Origin of the sequence: Streptococcus sp. A22 (assembly GCF_043674215.1) — a bacterium.
Lineage (GTDB): Bacteria > Bacillota > Bacilli > Lactobacillales > Streptococcaceae > Streptococcus > Streptococcus suis_V.
In genome coordinates, this window is record NZ_JBIMJQ010000016.1 from 24,802 (window position 1) to 43,851 (window position 19,050).

The 19,050-nt window shown below is 39.5% G+C and carries 18 protein-coding genes and 1 pseudogene; 6 read left to right on the forward strand and 13 right to left on the reverse strand.

Going from position 1 to position 19,050, the window contains the following annotated elements; translation table 11 throughout:
* Window positions 1–44 precede the first annotated feature (44 nt).
* The 11 genes and pseudogenes from ACHBHN_RS07460 to ACHBHN_RS07510 all read right to left on the reverse strand — a co-directional run bounded on the left by ACHBHN_RS07460 (window position 45) and on the right by ACHBHN_RS07510 (window position 10,730).
* On the reverse strand, window positions 45–1,325 hold the full coding sequence (locus ACHBHN_RS07460) for a DNA cytosine methyltransferase (protein WP_394733875.1): 1,281 nt from the start codon (window positions 1,323–1,325) through the stop codon (window positions 45–47).
* A complete protein-coding gene (locus tag ACHBHN_RS07465; RefSeq protein ID WP_079270013.1) occupies window positions 1,322–2,443 on the reverse strand; it encodes a site-specific DNA-methyltransferase in 1,122 nt (373 codons plus the stop codon). The genes ACHBHN_RS07460 and ACHBHN_RS07465 overlap by 4 nt, the downstream gene beginning before the upstream one ends.
* 111 nt (window positions 2,444–2,554) lie before the next feature.
* A pseudogene (locus ACHBHN_RS07470) lies at window positions 2,555–3,433 on the reverse strand (ParB N-terminal domain-containing protein); the annotation flags it as partial.
* Window positions 3,405–3,866 carry a hypothetical protein gene (locus tag ACHBHN_RS07475; RefSeq protein ID WP_014638126.1) on the reverse strand — a complete coding sequence of 154 codons (462 nt, stop codon included), beginning with the start codon at window positions 3,864–3,866 and terminating at the stop codon, window positions 3,405–3,407. The gene ACHBHN_RS07475 and the pseudogene ACHBHN_RS07470, both read right to left, overlap by 29 nt.
* Before the next feature lie 298 nt (window positions 3,867–4,164).
* Window positions 4,165–4,530: an HNH endonuclease gene (locus ACHBHN_RS07480; RefSeq protein WP_029185059.1), complete on the reverse strand. Its 366-nt coding sequence runs from the start codon at window positions 4,528–4,530 to the stop codon at window positions 4,165–4,167.
* A 1-nt stretch (window position 4,531) separates the two neighbouring features.
* The gene (metK, locus tag ACHBHN_RS07485) at window positions 4,532–5,569 is read right to left on the reverse strand and encodes a methionine adenosyltransferase (RefSeq protein WP_394733876.1); all 1,038 of its coding nucleotides are present in this window, start codon (window positions 5,567–5,569) and stop codon (window positions 4,532–4,534) included.
* Between the two features lie 44 nt (window positions 5,570–5,613).
* Window positions 5,614–5,796 (reverse strand): DUF6900 domain-containing protein, encoded by a 183-nt coding sequence (locus ACHBHN_RS07490; RefSeq protein WP_014638129.1) that lies wholly within the window; start codon window positions 5,794–5,796, stop codon window positions 5,614–5,616.
* A gap of 194 nt (window positions 5,797–5,990) precedes the next feature.
* Window positions 5,991–6,467 (reverse strand): hypothetical protein, encoded by a 477-nt coding sequence (locus ACHBHN_RS07495; protein ID WP_125065244.1) that lies wholly within the window; start codon window positions 6,465–6,467, stop codon window positions 5,991–5,993.
* On the reverse strand, window positions 6,460–7,836 hold the full coding sequence (locus ACHBHN_RS07500) for an SNF2-related protein (RefSeq protein ID WP_394733877.1): 1,377 nt from the start codon (window positions 7,834–7,836) through the stop codon (window positions 6,460–6,462). Before ACHBHN_RS07500 ends, ACHBHN_RS07495 begins: the two co-directional genes overlap by 8 nt.
* Window positions 7,817–8,098 (reverse strand): VRR-NUC domain-containing protein, encoded by a 282-nt coding sequence (locus ACHBHN_RS07505; protein WP_024411454.1) that lies wholly within the window; start codon window positions 8,096–8,098, stop codon window positions 7,817–7,819. Before ACHBHN_RS07505 ends, ACHBHN_RS07500 begins: the two co-directional genes overlap by 20 nt.
* A 349-nt stretch (window positions 8,099–8,447) precedes the next feature.
* A complete protein-coding gene (locus ACHBHN_RS07510) occupies window positions 8,448–10,730 on the reverse strand; it encodes a phage/plasmid primase, P4 family (RefSeq protein WP_394733878.1) in 2,283 nt (760 codons plus the stop codon).
* A 309-nt stretch (window positions 10,731–11,039) separates the two neighbouring features.
* Here ACHBHN_RS07510 and ACHBHN_RS07515 point away from each other — a divergent pair, with 309 nt between their 5' ends.
* The 5 genes from ACHBHN_RS07515 (at window position 11,040) to ACHBHN_RS07535 (ending at window position 15,329) form a co-directional block, all read left to right on the forward strand.
* Window positions 11,040–11,174, forward strand: coding sequence for a hypothetical protein (locus tag ACHBHN_RS07515; protein WP_257116605.1), 135 nt, complete (start codon window positions 11,040–11,042; stop codon window positions 11,172–11,174).
* On the forward strand, window positions 11,149–11,472 hold the full coding sequence (locus tag ACHBHN_RS07520) for a hypothetical protein (RefSeq protein ID WP_044685914.1): 324 nt from the start codon (window positions 11,149–11,151) through the stop codon (window positions 11,470–11,472). Before ACHBHN_RS07515 ends, ACHBHN_RS07520 begins: the two co-directional genes overlap by 26 nt.
* Entirely contained in the window at window positions 11,465–12,586 is a 1,122-nt protein-coding gene (locus tag ACHBHN_RS07525) for a DUF2800 domain-containing protein (RefSeq protein ID WP_394733879.1), read from the forward strand. Before ACHBHN_RS07520 ends, ACHBHN_RS07525 begins: the two co-directional genes overlap by 8 nt.
* Before the next feature lie 4 nt (window positions 12,587–12,590).
* A complete protein-coding gene (locus ACHBHN_RS07530) occupies window positions 12,591–13,139 on the forward strand; it encodes a DUF2815 family protein (RefSeq protein WP_394733880.1) in 549 nt (182 codons plus the stop codon).
* A gap of 234 nt (window positions 13,140–13,373) precedes the next feature.
* Complete coding sequence (locus ACHBHN_RS07535; protein ID WP_394733881.1) at window positions 13,374–15,329, forward strand: DNA polymerase; 1,956 nt, start codon at window positions 13,374–13,376, stop codon at window positions 15,327–15,329.
* Window positions 15,330–15,372: 43 nt separating this feature from the next.
* Here the strand turns inward: ACHBHN_RS07535 and ACHBHN_RS07540 are convergent, their stop codons facing one another.
* Entirely contained in the window at window positions 15,373–15,978 is a 606-nt protein-coding gene (locus ACHBHN_RS07540; protein ID WP_171942518.1) for a hypothetical protein, read from the reverse strand.
* 411 nt (window positions 15,979–16,389) lie between these two features.
* On the opposite strand from ACHBHN_RS07540, the gene ACHBHN_RS07545 reads away from it, so the two are divergent.
* A complete protein-coding gene (locus ACHBHN_RS07545; RefSeq protein ID WP_394733882.1) occupies window positions 16,390–17,571 on the forward strand; it encodes a hypothetical protein in 1,182 nt (393 codons plus the stop codon).
* Here the strand turns inward: ACHBHN_RS07545 and ACHBHN_RS07550 are convergent, their stop codons facing one another.
* Entirely contained in the window at window positions 17,572–18,861 is a 1,290-nt protein-coding gene (locus tag ACHBHN_RS07550; protein ID WP_394733883.1) for an LlaJI family restriction endonuclease, read from the reverse strand.
* Between the last annotated feature and the right edge of the window lie 189 nt (window positions 18,862–19,050).

Below are 19,050 nucleotides of genomic sequence, written 5' to 3' on the forward strand. Positions count from 1 at the left end.
TACATATTAACTCTAAAGGAGACTTATATCCAGTCATTTCTCGATTATTTTGATGATATTTTCGATAATTCTTCGCTTGCTAGAATGGCACATCCAATGGCATAGACAACTGTTACCGTAACACCATTTCCAGCTTGTTTATATAGCTGAGCATCCGAGTTCACCGACTGAGCTTTCTCGAATAAATCATCCGAAAAACCTTGTAGTCGAAAACATTCTCGAGGGGTTAAACGTCTAATTTTCACCACTCGATCATTCCAAACCACAGCACCCATTTGACCACCGCAGGATAGGTTATGGGCGATTCCTTTCCCAACTCTTGCTCGTCTCGTTGGAGAGTTGGGATAAGATAAATCCACTGAATCACCTACCTCAGCAACTTGATAACCTTGCTTTGTACCATTTCTGACCTTGATACCTTCAAGAACGCCATGGCGGTCTTGAGAGGTCAATGTGAACATTGGCTCATCCTGTTCCTTGAGCCTACGTCCATTTTGACGCTTATTGATTCGATTGGGTGTCAGAATAGGTTGAATTTCGAGTACTCCAGAATTCATAGCCGTCCGCTTTGTAGCTCCAGCAGTATATCGTGCAGTGATACAACGTGCCTCATCTGTCAACTTTGGTTCTGTCAAAGATTGGTCAATCAAATAAAGACCAGTCTTAGCTCCCAGTCCACCACCCGCACCAACAAGGGTTGTGGCAATTCCACTAGGGTCGTAGACACGATAGCTTTGCATACCACCTACAAGTTGCTTAAGATGGCTACCGCTTTCTCCGCTGATAGGTAGTACTTTTCGTCGACCTCTACTTCTAAGATGTCCGATAGTGTAGATGCGTTCTCGATTTTGGGGAACTCCGTAGTCTTTTGAATTGAACACTTGCCACTCAAGGTCGTACCCTGCTTCATCCAGGATAGAGAGATAGTCGAGATAATCTCGTCCCCCGCCACTTGATAAAAGTCCCTTAACATTTTCAAGGAGTATCCACTCGGGTTTATCTTCTTCCTCTTGGCTTTGGATGATGTCAACAAATGTAAAAAAGAGTCCACTTCGCTCACCGTATAGGCCTGCTCGCTTTCCTGCGATAGACACATTTTGACAAGGGCTTCCCGCACACCAGAGATCTGCTTTTGGAAGTTGTGTTTGGTCAATGCTTGTGATGTCGTCATGAAACCATTCTCCTTTCGTGTCGTACATTGCTTCGTAAGATTTTCTTGCAAATTTATCCTTTTCACAGTAACCGATACATTTGAAACCAGCTAATTCCAAACCACGACGAAAACCACCCACTCCTGCAAAGAAATCAAGAAAAGTTAAGGTCATACCGTCTCCTCCATCATTGAATAGGCTTCATCAAAGGTCAAAGTCTGGCCATCACGCAATACCGTCACGTTGTCATTTCCTGTTGACTCTATAAAACGTTTGACAATGACATCCACAAACTTCTCATCCAACTCAATGCCGTAACAAACCCTTCCAGTTTGGTCTGCAGCCATTAGGGTTGAACCAGAACCAAGAAATGGATCTAGGACAAGCGTTCCTCGCATCGATGAATTTTGAATAGGATAGGCCATGAGCGGAATTGGTTTCATCGTTGGGTGGTCTTTACTAGATTTTGGACGGTCATATTCCCAAATGGTTGTTTGTTTACGGTCACTGAACCATTGATGTTTTCCCTTTTGTTTCCAGCCATAAAGACAGTTATGAGTAACAATTCCATCTGCAATATAATGTTCATATTTTTCAACAGCAAGAGAATAAACAGGTCCACTGAATCCTTTTGTAAGAACCTCATCAATTACGCCCCAGTAAAAATTTTCTCTCGTTTCCTTTTCATAAGTTTTTGGAATTGGAACTTGCATAATTTGAGGGATCAGATTACAAGCATTGATGCGAGCAGTTACTCGTTTACTAAATGCCTCATGTCCATTTCCTTTGTGAATGAGTGGGTATTTGATATTTCGACCATAGTCAACAAGCAAACGTCTAGCATTATCTAATTGAATTTGGCTATCCAAGTTATCATAAATCATATCGACATGATGAGATGTGCGTTGAGTTTCTTTCTTTGGAAGTCCTCTATCCATTTCCCAATGAGTATAAGGAATACCGTACTTGAGGGCTAATAACTGTTCGTGGCACTGGGCTGTTACTTTATCATCAAATACATCAATGACCCAAGCCTCTTCACCTTTCTCTCCACGAAGTCTCGTTTTCAAACCAAATCCCCTCGAGTTATAGAGTTCAGTAATCCCTACACGCCAACGGTCTCCTTTACGCATAAGATAGGTACAATAATTGTTTTTTGTTGATTCATTAAAACGAACCGAAAACTGATGGTTATCCGTAGCCCACGTTATTTTATTTCCAATTTTTATACCGTATAAGGTGCCATTATAATATCGAGAAGCTGTTTTTATCTCATAGCCACCATTACGCATCCCCAGAATTGTTCCTGAATAGGAATTGTAACTAATGACCCTATCACCATCCTTTAAGTCTTCTATTGGAACGGGACCATTTATAGTTTGAACAATCGTACCTGCTGGCTGACATGGTTCATGTTGCCACTGATAGGGACTACGTCCAAGAACTAAGGAGTTCTTCTTCCAAATGCAACACCCACTGAGGTAGAATCCCGCCTCTTTAAATGCCTTTCGGAAGTTCAGTCCTTCTGTATCCGCATGGAATACATAGATTGAACCATCAGACTCCATATGTTTTTCTACTTGAGTGAACATATCAAAAAGAAACTGGTAAAAGTCACTATCAGGCATATTGTCATTGAGAATCTTTCCAGCTGTTTCTTCTACATCAACATTATAGGGAGGGTCTGTCACAACCAAATTTGCCTTTTTATCACCTAAAAGTTGGTCATAAGTTTCAGCTTTCGTAGAGTCTCCACAAATCACTCGATGCTTACCAAGTTGCCAAATGTCCCCTCGTTTTGAAAAGGTTGGTTTCTTCAATTCCTCTTCAACATCAAAGTCATCATCTGATAGGTCTTTATCATGAACATTCGACAGGATATCGTCAATTTCTGGTGGTTCAAAACCAGTCAGGTCGAGATTGAAATCCGATTCCTGTAAATCCAAAAGCAAGTCCGCCAAAAGTTGGTCGTCCCATTGACCGGTGATTTTGTTAAGGGCAATGTTCAGTGCCTTTTCATCTTCTTTGGATAAATCGACAATGACACATTTGGCGGTTTCATAGTCTAAGTCCTTCAATACAGTTAATCGTTGATGGCCACCAATTACCGTCAAGTCTTTATTGACGATGATGGGGTCAACGTAGCCAAACTTGAGTAGACTTTGCTTAATCTTTTCATACTCCTTATCACCCTTTTTAAGTTTTTTTCGAGGATTGTAGGAGGCTGGGTGTAATTCAGACAATCGAATTTCTCTAATTTCCATTGTTGGTTGGCTTGTCATTGGTTTCTCCTTTATAAAAGCGTGATTGAATGTAACACGAATGGCTACAAAATTTCCTATTTGGATTGGCATAAGATAAAAATGACCTGCCACATTGCTGGCAAGTCAAATCTTCATATGCAGTTTTTGATTTGTCGTGTTCGTCAGAATGAGTGGCCCACCAGACTTTACGACATTTATCCGAACAGAACTTCTTTGGTCTTCCTATTTTATGAATTTTAAGTGTTTGATAACACTGTGGGCAACGGAGTCCGTCATTCTGGTCGGCTTTTGCCATTTGCTTTGTCGCCGCTCCATGACCAAGCAATGCTGGATTTCGTTTACAGTATTTTTTAACAGAATCTCTAGACAGTCCTGTAGCCTTACCGATTAAGCCATAGCCAAGACCTTCTGCTCGCATTTTCCAGATTTGTTTGCGTTGACTTTCGTCCATTTGTTTTCCTTTCCAGCAAAAAAGGACTAAAAACAACTATTTTCTACATTGTTTCTAGCCTTTTTCACTATTTTATTACCAAAATGACATACTTGGGAACGCTACATCCCCACATTAGAAACGTGATAACGGTGGGAAGGAACGTCAAAATGAAGCGATTTTAATGTACCCGCTTGCGAATTTTGCGAAATTGCACGTTTGAGGGGGCGTCGGTCTTAGTCTCCCAAGGGTTTAGAGATTCCATCCCCCCTCCCCCAAAGGGTTAAAAATTGGATACTATTGTAACGAAACTCCAAGACTAAAATCGATACGTATACTCCACATATCGGTCAGTCGTCATGGTCTTCCTATCATGACAAGACTTACAAAGTGCTTGCCAGTTTGATTGATTCCAAAAGAGTTCTTGGTCACCTCGGTGGGGTGTGATATGGTCAACCACTGTTGCTTTGGTTAATCGACCTTTGACTTTACATTCAACACAGAGTGGATGAACTTTTAAGTAACGAAGTCGTGCTTTATTCCACTGGGCATTGTATCCTTTGGCTTTGGTTGACTTGGCATCCAGTTGATGGTTTCCCTTATGGTTGTCACAATACTTGTGACCATAGGATACTAAGTTAGGACAACCATTTTGTTTACAAGGTGTGCTTGGTCTTCTTGGCATTTTACTTCTCCCAAGGAAGATTTTCTTTCGTGAAATGTCCGAAGCAAGATGTTTTGGTGTAGTCTACATTCAAGAGATGAAGTTCCTTAATGATACCTCGTGGTGTTAAATCATATCGCTCACGAATCATTCCTTCCAGTTGTTTTGTGGTGTAGCGACTGGTACCAAAGGTTTCTACATACACCGACACAGGTTCTGCAACTCCAATGGCGTAGGCTAATTGTACTTCACATCGTTTCGCATAGCCTTCTCTAACAATATCCTTTGCAATCTTTCGTGCCATGTAGGCACCGGATCTGTCCACCTTGCTTGGGTCTTTTCCAGAGAAGGCACCTCCACCATGATGTGCGAAACCACCGTAGGTATCCGCCACAATCTTACGTCCAGTCACTCCTGCATCCGCAAATGAGCCACCAAGAACAAATCGACCAGTTGGATTGACTAGAACGTTGAAATCTAGATTCTGACGGTAACGAAGAGCTACAGCCATCATAGCTTCAGTCACAATTCGTTTCACTTTGGCAAGGTCAGCCGTTTCGGTATGTTGGATGGAAACTAAAAATGTATCAATTCGATTCTTCTCATAGTCGTAGGATACCTGTGCTTTTGCATCCTTTCCAAGTAAGGGGTGACCGAGTGACATCAGTTTCTCAAGGACTCGAGTTGCTAAGACATAAGGAAGTGGCAGGTACTCAGGTGTTTCATCTGTCGCATAACCAAACATCATTCCTTGGTCACCAGCACCACCATTATCAACACCTTGGGCAATATCAGAACTTTGGAGTCCAAGTAGGTTAGTTACCCGAACATTCTTCAAACCAAGTGGCTCGACAACCTGGCGTACAATGTCCTCGAGATTAAAGAAATGTCTTGTCGAAATTTCACCAGCTACTACAATATGGTTATCCTTTATTAAAGTCTCAACTGCCACTCGACTTGATTTGTCATACTTGAGACACTCCGTCACAATAGCATCTGAAATCTGGTCACAGATTTTATCTGGGTGTCCAACCGACACTTGTTCACTAGTAATAATCATAATTCCTCCACGCAAAAAGCCCAACCCTCGGGCTAGGCTTTGGTTTATTTTACTGATTGTCGGCCTGCTTCGTAGGCTCTCTCCAATGCTCTTTTGATTCCCCAAACCGAAACATCGTAGAAATCGAGGTTGTCACTCCAACGTTTTTCCAAGGTTTCAACTAGTAGTTCTTCTTTAGCAATCTCTGTTAAAAGTGCATTGAGTTTTTCTTCTTGGCGTTTTGTCATTGTATTGTTCTCCTCTTCTTTTGTTGTGTACATATTAACTCTAAAAAGGAGATATATCCAGTCATTACTGGATATTTTTTATCTTTTTTGACACTTACAATTCTACCACAAATTTTGACAAAGTGAGGTCAATGTTAGGTCACACTTAGTGCAGGGGTAGGTTACTGGTAGGTCAAGGGTAGGTCAGGGAGAGGTTACTTTTCCAAAGAAAATCCCATTTTCATATACACTTCCCTAACATGGTCTAAGACCTTACGACGCCAATTTCTAACAGTACTTCGACTAATATGAAACTCTCTCATCAAACTATCCCAATTACTATCTGTCTTAAGCATGGATTGCGCAAAATCATACAAATCTCCCTTTAGAAATTTTAAAGCCATCTCAAAATTATCAAGGTCATTAGCCAATCGGATATACCGTTGCGATAAATCCGCCAATTGTTCCTCATTTTCCTGTATCATCTTCTCACGAAAATTCAGCGCAATCATCTCTGACCGTTGATTAGTTGGTGTACTTTTAACTCTAGGTTCATCATATTTTTCAAAAACGAGTGAACCAATAACCTCATTTTCTGTCACTGGTTTGAAATGTTCCAAACGATACTTTAACATCTCCAAGTCACTTTTGAGTTCATTGTAATTCGTCAGTATGTGCTCTGCCTTATCCATCTGCCCCTCCTACTTGTGCTTTAACAGCTGCAATCAGCCGTTCTTGTTGTGCATCTTTGTTTTCTAATGCCTTAAGGATTTCCTCATCAATCGTTCCTTCAGTTACAATGTGTTGGATAACAACAGTCTCAGCCTCCTGACCTTGTCGCCACAGACGAGCATTGGTTTGTTGGTATAGTTCCAAAGACCACGTTAAACCAAACCAGACCAAGTTGTGACCACCTTTTTGGAGGTTCAAACCATGACCTGCTCCAGCTGGATGAAGTAAGCCAACTGGTACATTGCCCTTGTTCCATTCACGAATATCTTCTTCTGTTTTCAATACCCGACACTTTACCTTGAGTTTTTCTAAACGACCTATAATCCGAGTCAAGTCATGTTTGAACCAATAGGCAACTAAAACCGGCTCTCCATTTGCGGATTCAAGGATATCTTCAAGGGCATCTAGTTTTTGTTCATGAAGTGGCACGACTGTATGATCATCAGAATATACAGCACCATTAGATAACTGAACTAACTTGTTCGTAAGGCTTGCAGCATTTGCGGCAGTTACTTCTAGTCCATCTAACTCTGACAATACATACTCTTTCTTAAACTGACTGTACTTTTCTTTTTCCTTTTCTGACATACGCACCAGTTTCTTGGTTGAAATCAATTCAGGCATATCCAGATAGTCTAATGCTTTCATGGAAATGGTAATATCACTAATCTTGTCTTGAATTTGACACTCCGCATAGTCCATGGGGATGTATTCATAGACAATGTTTCCGTTGCGACGACCTTCTTCAAAGTAGCGACTACGAAACTCACCGATGAAGCGACCAAGACGTTCTCCTCCGTCAATGACTTTAAACTCTGCGAACAAGTCCATCAGTCCATTCGAGCTTGGTGTTCCTGTTAGTCCAACCACTCGCTTCATGTAAGGTCGCATTGCCATAAAGGCTTTGAAGCGTTTGGACTGCCATGACTTGAAGGAACTCAATTCATCAATCACCACCATATCCCACTTGAAATAGGGACTGCATTGTTCCACCAACCAAGGGAGGTTTTCACGATTGACGATATAGATATCCGCATCTTTCTGAAGAGCTACTTTTCGTTGCTTGGGAGTTCCCACAATTTTCGAATACCGTAAGTGACGCAACTCCGCCCATTGCTCAATCTCGTCACTCCAGACCGTGTTTGCAACACGAAGTGGGGCAATGACCAAAACCTTTGTCACCTCAAACCGATCAAACATCAACTCGTTCACTGCAGACAAGGTTGTAGCTGTCTTTCCCATCCCCATGTCTAGGATGACTGCTGCATAAGGGTGACCTATGATGAAGTCCTTGGCGACTACCTGATAGTTATGTAATGTCAATTTCATCTAGCACCTCTCCAATCATCTCAATTCGGTCAATAACGTAAACCTTGAAACCTAACCGCTCGAACAGTTTATGCCTTGACACTTGCAACATCCTTGGCTTTTGGTCAGGAGCTTTTACTTCCACCAAGCCAAACTTGCCATTGGGTAAAAACACCAAGCGATCTGGCACACCAGAAAAGGATGGTGATACCCACTTAGGACAAATCCCTCCACGCTTTTTCACTTCAATTACTAACTTCTGTTCAACAATTTTTTCTCTCATAACTGATCCTTTCGTCAAAACATCGCCAAGGTAAAAGTGCAGGTCAAGGTAGTCAGTTCCTTAACTTTCCTATATATTTTTTTATTCTTTTTATTTTTTCTTATATACAAGTTATAGAAATGACCTTCTAGACCTGCACTTTGAAAATCCCCTATGGCAACTTTTGTATGTGACCTTCTAGACCTGCACTTTTGACCATTAATGCAGGTCGTGACAATCCATTTCAAAACTCTCTACAGTTTTCAAAAAGAATAAAAATAAGATTTTGAAATGAGTTTACTTTTCGCCTATCACGACCGTCACTACTATTCCTTGGGTGAGTATGACGATCTGCACCGACTGTCACGCCTTAATTAAGAAAATCATCGTCTTCTTTCAGTCGTAAACCTTGAACAATCATTCCTTTACTTGTCTTTTTCTTGGTGAAACCAGCGTTAGCTAGGGCAGTATAAAAATCTGTTGTGCTGCGCGTGTACTCATTTACCTTTAAGCAATAAGTACGGTAAGTGGAGTATAGTTCTCCCGACTTCTCCGTGAAAGTAGCGTCAACATCGCAACAATCTGACAAGAACTGCCCCATCCAATCGTTTGCTTCACGGTAGGCAGCTACCGATTCTTGAACGACCTTTGGCAAAGTAAACTTGAAGTGAGCTTTGACGGATTTTTCTGCCCCTTCAATAATCCAAGTCATGATGGCTGGTGCTGCTTCATCGTAAAGGTAGTCCGCAAAATTCTTGACATCACTACGACCAGTAATCTTGGCATTGAAAGGAATGACAATCAGACGTCGCCAAATCCCATCATCGTTCGCTCCAACTTTAGGAAGGTGGTTAGTGTAAAGCACTAGCGTATGAGATGGGACAAAATGAAACGGTGCTTTGTACTTCTTCTCAGCCAAGATTTCATCAGTAGAACAGAGCTGTTTCACCATGGAGGTATTTAACCTCATGCCCTCACTCATCTCTGATGCAATGATGAGGCGTTTGCCTTTTAGTTCAGCCATTTCTGGACTGACATTACGACGAACACTCATAGTAAGCGCATCGGCAGACAGTTTGCCTGAATAGTTCCCAAGCACTCTTGCGATAGTGTTCCAGAAGGTAGACTTACCGTTCGCACCACTGCCGTAAGCAATAATGAGATGCTCTTGATAAACCTTACCGATGGCTGCCATACCAACCACCATCTGAACGTAGTCAATCAATTCTTGATCCCCACAGAAGAAGGTGGCAAGCGTCTCCAACCACAAACCTTTTCCTTTATCACTTGGAGAGGCTGTCGCCATTTTAGTCAAATAATCTGATGACACATGGTCTTTAACACCAGCTAGTCCTTTTGACAGGTCGATTGTGGCATTAGGTGTGTTCAGCAACATTTCATTGTTATCAAACTCAGACACACTCATCCGAACCATGTGTTTAGCGGTTTTAACGATAGCTGAGAGATGGCGATAATCACGATATTTCATGACAAATTTATGGAAGTCAAATGCTTTCTTGTACTCCTTAAAGGCTGATAATTGACTTGGTCCATCAAGGGCTTTTTCAATGGCTTTAACCCCCTTAAAAATCAGTTCCTCTGAAATACCTGTTTGGATGAGCCGTTTTGTCTTATCCTCTAGGTTGGCATCTGCCACTGCTAGTTGCTCATCCAAGAAAACATGAACCTGTCGCATGGCCAATTGCTCATCCTCCACCCAGTGTTTCCCATTGAAAGCAAGATAGTCAGTCTCACGAGTAAAAGCAATTCGGTCTCCATATTCACGAGCTAACAGTCCTGCTTCACCAATATCGGTATAGTCATCAGGTCGCATGGCTTCTCGGTTATAGGCCTCAGGTGATACATAATCTTGTGACTGCTTAATGGTTCGATTGTAAAATCGGACTGCACTTCCCCAGATGGAATCTAACTCTGCTATATCAAGTGGTGGTACACATTTCTGTGCCTGCTCATCAAAACCATCCCTAGCTTCTTGGGTCACGCCTAACCGTTTGACAATCTTAGCTGCAAATACAGACATCGTTGAATTACGACTCCCTTGCTGGATCGGTCCACTTGGAGGAGTATAGAAGTCTGCATCGAAATCTTCCTCGTCATCAATAGACACAGCTTGAAACATATCTTCATCAATAGTTAGCCATGAATCATGCCAAACTACCTCTGCTTGCGGATTTCCAAAGAAGAAACGTGCCGCATCTTTGGCATTATCATCAAAAAACTTGTATTGATTACAGAGTTCTTCCTTCATTGCTACATAGATGTCTTTATCTGTTACCTCATTAATTTGGAAGTAGATATGAAACTTGGGTCTAGGTGCTTTTCCTGCCTTAGTCTGCATGTGACTACGGCTTGTCACCAAAGCGAAGTTATAATCCGCAAAGATTTCTTTTAATCGCTCTACAGTTATCCACTCATCTGAATTTTCAGAATGGTCATTATCAATATCCATGACCAAAACGTCCGACTGGATGAAATTGGTATTTGAGCGTGTATTGTTTAAAAACAGCCCTGCCACATGGTCGAATTGCGCAACAGTTTGTAGCGATATTTCATCTGTAACAGTTACTTGATTGGGATAAACCGTGGTTGTCTGAACCCCAGTCTGTCCAGAATGAGATAAGGTAAATTGCATTATGCACCCTCCAAATGTAATTAATGATGTGTGGAGATTTTTCCCTCCTACCTTATTAGGTAGAACTACGGCTCATTTTTCCGCACCTTAATAAAATTTTTTTCAAAAAAAAATAATCTTCCTTTATATAGCTAGAGGAAGATTATTTTCATGTTTACCAAATAAAAAAAATTTTATAAAAAAGCGGAAAATTTCACCCCAGTATTACCTATATAGGTGTAAGAGATGAAAAACATCGATTCAAAAAATTTTTATTAAAAACCGGAATTTCTGTTCACATCTCTACCTAATAAGATAGGAGGTCACAAAATGACTAAAGAAATAACTGTGAATCACAATGATGAACTGGTCGATACACTCACCGCCATCAGCGTCATCTCAAAGCAACTCGCTCGTAAAATAAAGGAGGAAGAAATCAATGAGCAAAATGAAAGAACTGAATAGACTAATTCATGATATGGAAGAAACCGCAAAGTACTACCTTCGCTTGGTGGATGAGTTCAAGAAACTCCTCACTACTGAGGAGGAAACAGCACCTAAATCAAATCCACCAAAAAATGAACCACAAAAGGAAATTCAATTGGAGGATGTCCGTGCAGTCCTTGCTACAAAGGCAAAAGATGGCTTTAAGAATGAGGTTCGTTCTCTGCTAAATGCCTACGGTGCTTCTTCTCTATCAACTCTTGACCCTAAACACTTTGCGGCAGTCCTTGAAGAAGCTGGAGGGATTGGTAATGACTAACCACGCCATTCTATCCGCATCTGCATCACATCGTTGGTTGAACTGTCCACCTTCCGTTCGATTAACAGAAGATATGCCAGATGTAAACTCTGAGTTTGCCCTTGAAGGTACGGATGCTCACGAGTTATGTGCTTATCTAGTCGAGAAAGCTTTAGGTCGGAATGCGCGTGATCCGACAGAGGATTTAGCATTTTATAACAATGAAATGCAGGATTGCGCTGAAGAATACCGCAACTATGTCATGGAACAAGTCGAGAAAGCCAGAGGCTACTCTCGTGACCCTACAGTTCTTATCGAACAACGACTGGACTTTTCTAAGTGGGTACCTGAAGGATTTGGAACTGGAGATTGCCTTATTGTGGCAGATGGACTTCTTCAGGTTATTGATTATAAGCACGGACTTGGTGTTCTAGTTGATGCAGACCATAACCCACAAATGATGTGTTATGCCCTCGGTGCTCTTGAGATGTTTGATGGGCTTTATGATTTTGATAAAGTCACCATGACCATCTTTCAACCACGAAAACATAACATATCTACCTTTGAGATAGAAAAGACTGAGTTGCTTGAATGGGCTGAAAATGAACTCGCTCCAAAAGCTGAACTTGCATTCAAAGGTGAGGGGGATATGCAGTCTGGTAAACACTGCCAATTCTGTAAACTAAAGAATATCTGTCGCAAACGTTCGGAGGATAATTTGGCTCTTGCCAAGATGGAGTTTGCGAATCCAGCTACTCTTGATAACGAGGACATTGCAGAGATTTTGCCTAAACTGGACTTGCTAGTTTCGTGGGCAAATGATGTCAAAGCCTATGCTTTGAAAGAAGCTACCGAAGGACATCACATCCCAGGATACAAACTGGTTGAAGGTCGCTCTATTCGTAAATTCTCAGATGAGTCAGCCGTGAGTCAAGCTGTGATGGATGCTGGCTATGACCCTTACGAAAAGAAACTCTTGACTATCACTGCCATGACCAAACTCCTCGGCAAGAAAACCTTTAACGACCTACTTGGTGGTCTCGTAATAAAACCAAGTGGTAAACCAACACTCGTTCCAATTGACGATAGCCGTCAAGAGATGAACCTAGCAAAACATGAATTTAAAGAGGATTAACTATATGACAACTAAAGTAATTACAGGACCAAACACGCGCTTCAGCTACTTAAATGCCAATGAGCCAAAGTCAATTAACGGTAGCACTCCCAAGTACAGTGCCTCACTCATCATCCCAAAAGAGGATACAATCACTATTAACAAAATCAAGTCTGCTATTGAGCAAGCATACAAAGAAGGTGAGTCAAAACTCAAGGGCAACGGTAAATCTGTACCTGCATTATCTACTCTAAAAACTCCACTTCGTGATGGTGACCTTGAACGCCCGGATGATGAAGCATACAAAAATGCTTACTTTGTGAATGCCAACTCTCCACACAAACCTGGGGTGGTTGACGGAAATCGTCAAGAAATCATTGATACATCAGAATTGTATTCAGGCATCTACGGACGTGCTTCTATTACCTTCTACGCATTTAATTCCAATGGCAATAAAGGGATTGCTTGCGGTTTGAATAACTTGCAAAAATTGCGTGATGGCGAGCCCCTCGGTGGTCGCACTCGTGCTGAAGATGATTTTGCGACAGAAGACGATGATGACTTTTTGAACTAGAAAGAGAGAATTAGATTAATGATGTATACTATTTTAACTTGTACTATTATGAGCCTCTGGGTGCTTATCGGACTATACTTCGGATATATGACCATTAGAGATGACATTCGAAATGAAATGGAACGAAAGGCAAAGCAAAATAAAGAAAAACTTAGTCAAACACCACTCAGTCGAAAAAACAAATAGAACTCAAGGTGGCAGTACTTCTGTCACCTTTTTCAGAAAGGACAAACTATGCCAATTAAAGAGATCAGTATAGACATCGAAACTTATTGTGAAATTGACTTACGAAAATCTGGTGTCTATCGCTATGCGGAAGATGACAGTTTTGAAATCCTTTTGTTTGCGGTATCTGTCGATAATGGACCAGTTACTGTATATGACTTAACTAAAGAGAAATTTCCACAAGATATCCTTGAGGCCTTGGTGAATGATAGTGTCATAAAATGGGCATTCAACGCTTCATTTGAGCGAATTTGCATATCCAACTGGCTCAAGAAATATCATCCTGAATTCTTATCAGATGGATTTCTCTCGCCTAATTCATGGCGGTGTAGCATGATTTGGTCCGCATATTTAGGACTCCCACTTTCCTTAGAAGGGGTTGGAACAGTTCTCAAACTCAAAGACAAAAAGATGAGAGAGGGGGCTGACCTCATTCGCTACTTCTGCGTACCTTGTAAGCCTACCAAAGTCAATGAGGGACGAATTCGCAACTTTCCACATCACGCGCCTGACAAGTGGGCTACCTTTATCGATTACAACAGACGTGATGTTGAGGTCGAATTGGCCATCAAGGAACGACTGAAAAACTTCCCAGTACCTGATTTTGTTTGGGATGAGTACCTCCAGGATCAGATTATCAACGACCGAGGTATTGGCATAGATGTTGATTTTGTTAAAGCAGCAATCAAAATTGATACAGAGAGCAAAGCTCAAATCCAAGAGGAACTGAAAGCTTTAACAAGTCTAGAAAATCCCAACTCTGTTCTACAGATGATTGGCTGGCTACGTGAACATGGAGTAACTACAGATTCACTCGACAAAAAAGCGGTGAAAGAACTTCTCAAAATGGTTGATCATACGACTGCTCAAGTTCTTAAACTTCGTCAGCAAGCCGCCAAATCAAGTGTATCCAAATATCAAGCCATGATGAACTGTGTTTGTAAGGACGGTCGAGCAAGGGGGATGTTTCAATTTTACGGAGCTAACCGTACAGGTCGATGGGCTGGCCGTTTGGTACAGCTTCAGAATTTACCACAGAACCATCTTCCTGACCTAGAGGAAGCTAGAGAACTTTTCAGAACAGGTGACTTAGAAGCTACTGAGCTACTCTACGACACACAAGATACCTTATCTCAACTTATCCGAACGACCTTTGTCCCTAGTAAAGGAAAGAAATTCATTGTTTGCGACTTTTCAGCTATCGAAGCTCGAATCCTGTCCCACTTGGCAGGGGAGAGATGGCGTAGTAAGGTATTTGAACTGGGAAAAGACATCTACTGTATGTCCGCTTCTCAGATGTTTGGAGTACCAGTTGAAAAACACGGACAAAATTCTGAATTGAGACAAAAAGGGAAAATTGCGGAACTTGCTTGCGGATATGGTGGTTCAGTCGGTGCACTCAAAGCCATGGGAGCAATTGATATGGGACTATCGGAGGAAGAACTCCAACCACTAGTGAACTCTTGGCGACAAGCAAATCCCAATATCGTTCTCTTATGGTGGGATGTCGATAATGCTGTAAAGACTGCTGTAAAGGAACAAATTCCAACATCTACTCACGGTATTCAATTTGAAGTAAGAAGTGGCATTCTATTCATTACACTCCCATCTGGTCGTAAATTAGCATATATTAAACCAAGAATTGGAGAGAACCAGTTCGGTGGAGAGTCCGTCACTTATGAGGGAACTGGAACTGCTAAACGTTGGGAGAGGTTAGAAAGTTATGGTCCCAAATTTGTGGAGAACATTGTCCAAGCTATCAGTAGAGACATTCTTGCTTACTCTTTGAAGCAACTAAAAGAGTTTAAAATTGTAGGACATGTACATGATGAAGTTATTATAGAATCCCCAATGGAACAAAAACTTGATGAGATTGCATCGTTGATGGGAATTGCACCAGACTGGATATCTGATATTAACCTTCGTGCCGACGGATACGAATGCTTATTCTATCAGAAAGATTAGCAAAAAATCGCCACCTCAAAAATATTGAGATGGCGATTTTAAATTATTGATTAAGTTCTTTATATACCTCCTTTGCGAGTGCATGTGCTTTCTTGATTGCATCATAACCTTGGGTCTTTTTCAGACCAAGTTTTTCAATGATCTCTTGTTTGCTAATTGTGACATCTTGGTAAATTAGCTTTAGGATTTTACCGTACTTTTCATTACGTTGATAAACAACATCAATCAATTCTTCTAGTGTTACAATAAGCATCAGTTTCTCCTCGTGAGAAGGAATTCCGGTTGGGTCATATCCCATTTTATTCTCATTATTCATATTTTCCATCATCTCTTCCAAAGATAAAACATCTGAATCTCTTTTAAATTGATTTAGATAGATATTGACATCCTTGTAATATATCTTCAAAGCGTTGTCAAAATGTTCAAGTTTGACTGGAGCATAAGCAACTGGTACTCTTGAACCGTTTTTCATACGAGCAGTTTTCATATTTGAACGATTAATACCCATCGCTTTAATCATATCGTTATTCATTACCACGATTGGAACAAGAACTTCCCCTTCTTCACAAGGAATATCATTGTAGGGTTTCTCATCACGATAGCTTTCTGGAGTGTATTTTGAATTAGTATTTTTATCATTTGTTGTCATATCTTGACTCCTTTTCTCTGACAAGCAAAGAAAAAGAGTACGACAAACCAATATTTAGTTTTATTTTTGACCTCATATGCTTTTCCTTTGCGGTTTATACATAATTAGTCAACTTGCCATTTGAGATGACTGTATCCAAACTAACATTAATGGCTTAGTTACAGTTGTAACAATGTAGCCTAGATACCTCAAGTGCTATTGTTAATAGCTAAACATTCATGCTAAACAACATCGTCATGTCATTTCATAAATATTTCTTGATATATATATTCTCTATCAATTCATGCTATTTTAGTAGATATCAAAAATACCAATGATAAAAAATTTTTATCATTGGTATTTTGCTTGTTATAAGTGATATAATAGATATTGTCATAGAGTTTTATTAAATTACCAATTACGGAGGACAAAATGAGTAGTGAAAAAAGTTACTTAGGAGAATTTACATTTACAAATGAAGCTGTATCTTCTGAATTTGAATCACTAATAGATGAAGTGTCTGGATTAAAGACAGAACGCTTAGTGATAAAATCAATTAATCTTCCTTACATTGAAATGGGCTATAGTCCTGGTGAAGGGTTAAAAATAATCACTTGGAACAGACGAAAGAATAACCCACTTGGTGAGTTTCTAGGACTCGACTTAAATAACTTATCCGAATTAAAAAACTTTATTGACAAATACGGTTTCATCTATCCTATATCACAAGAAAAATATTGTCCGGTGGATATTGAAGAGCTACACTCGATTCAAGAGCGCTTAAAAGCATTTATTAATTTGATAAACAATCAAAACAAATCACAAATAAAATACCGAGAATTATTTGACTCAACACTTTATCTCCTTTTAAGAAAATATTCTACAACAGCTTATAAGAAGTCTAAGTTTTTACCTACAAACTCCGATCTTCAAAATCAACTCGATGCAGCAATTACTCCACTAACAAAAGATCATAATGCTGTAAAAACTGTATCAATAGAAGGGCAAATTCAATCAAAACTTTCAAGATATTCAGAATCATTGAATAAAACGGTTGAATTTGATTTGCTAGAAGCTCAGCAAATTATGCAGGACGAAAATACACCTCACTGGTGTAAAAGAATTTTCAATTTATTTTATAGTCTTGATAACCTTGTTTTAACTGATGAATTAAATAAAAAAATTGATTTCTTATTCGGTTGCATATATATACTGAATCCGTTCTATTCAGAACAAGTTAAAATAAAAAATACTTTCTCAACGGCAATTTACGTAGAAATAGAAGCACAACATCACTTTACTGAATATCTTCTAGAAGTATCAAAAATAACTATTCGTGAGGAATTTGAGAGAATGCTTGAGGACATACACTTTACATATAACACAGATACTATGGCACCCGATTGGAAGTTACCCTCATTGATTAGTGCACTATACTTCTCAATCTATTATAAAAATTCTAAAAATATCATTTATAGAGTATGTCAAAATGATTATTGTAAGCAGTATTTCGAGGTATCCAGTACCAATAGTACCAAACGACATTGTTCTGATAACTGTAGAGATAGTAAGAATGCTAGAATTATGCGACAACGAAAAAAACGAAGGAGTTAATTATTTCCCTCGTTTTTTTTCAATACTTTTTAATATTGTATTAGATAGATTCTCGATTTCGATATTGTTTGGTCTTACTGAATTACTAATTAGATGCTTAACATCAACCAAAATTCCTTGTACTCTTTCATACGTTTCAGTAGAATTTTTCCAATCTGCAACGGATTCACCAATGGAATAGTAAGTACTCTTACTCACATCATTGAATGGTTTACTTCTAGAATTATAGGGCATCAAAAATGCATTATAAACTGCCATTCCCTGTTTTCTTTCAGATTCAAACTTAGCATTTGTTTGTATATACTCTCCGTATGAAATCTGCTTATTGATTGAAGTTGATGTAGGTAAATGATTTGGATTTAAAGTATCACCAAATTTATAGTATTTCGCATCAAGCACATAAATATCATGATTTTTTTTCATCACAGTATCTGGTTCAATAGCTTTGTTGGTCTTTTCTACTCCAATGTCAAGTAACCATTTTGTTCGTGGGAAATAATACTCTTTATTCTCGTTTCCAAAAGTAGCTTCAATTAGGCGTTCCCAAATATACTCAAATCTGTTGGTTCCAAAATAAAATTCTTCTGGCTCATCATCCTGATTTGTAAAATTTAGGATATCATGCATAGCTGAAAATAATTGCTTATCCCTATCCTTAGTAGCAACTAACATCATATTATGTATATATGATTTATAAACTTCTAAGTCTCTAGTTCTATGTGGCTTTAGTACATTTGGAAGTCTATATAACCAACCAATTTTTACGTAACTCTCATAAACGCAATACTGACTAATTTCTGTAATCAATTGCTTGTCTGTCTCACTATGTTGGCGTACCACGTATTGTGGATAGACAATACCATTTTTGGTTACTATCGGCTCAACCTTTTTTCTGGTCTTATTCCAAGAAACTGCTCCAGACTGCCCCAGTTTAAACTCATCTTCAATCATTTTATAGTATCCACTATTTAAATAATCAGAAATTACTCTTATATAAGCTTGAGCTGGAAACCTGACAGTTTTTAACAACTGTTCTGGTGTAATTGATGCAACCTGAGACTGTTCATCATTATAATCCTGAAGCACCGATAATAATTGTATTATTTCATTTCTAACTAAAGTTTCATCTTTAGATATTTCAAATCCTAAAGGAAAATAGATAGTCAAATTATGTTTTTCATCTACTATTTCTGACCTAATACCGACAAATGTATCACCTTCCTTATTGGTCGCATTTTGACAATATTCATAAAGAGGCTTATCTATTTGTAAGTCTTCAAAATTTCCCATTCTATGCTCCCTATTATGGATTCTGATCTTCTATTTCATTGTTGGTAATTTCCATTACATCTGCAGATTCAGAGGACAGTAATTCTCTGATTTCATCTTTAAAAATAATAAATCGCACATTGTCAAGTCAAGTGCAACAAGTTCATTGATAACTAGAGATCCAGAGGTTAAGCTGTCTGGGCTAGCCCA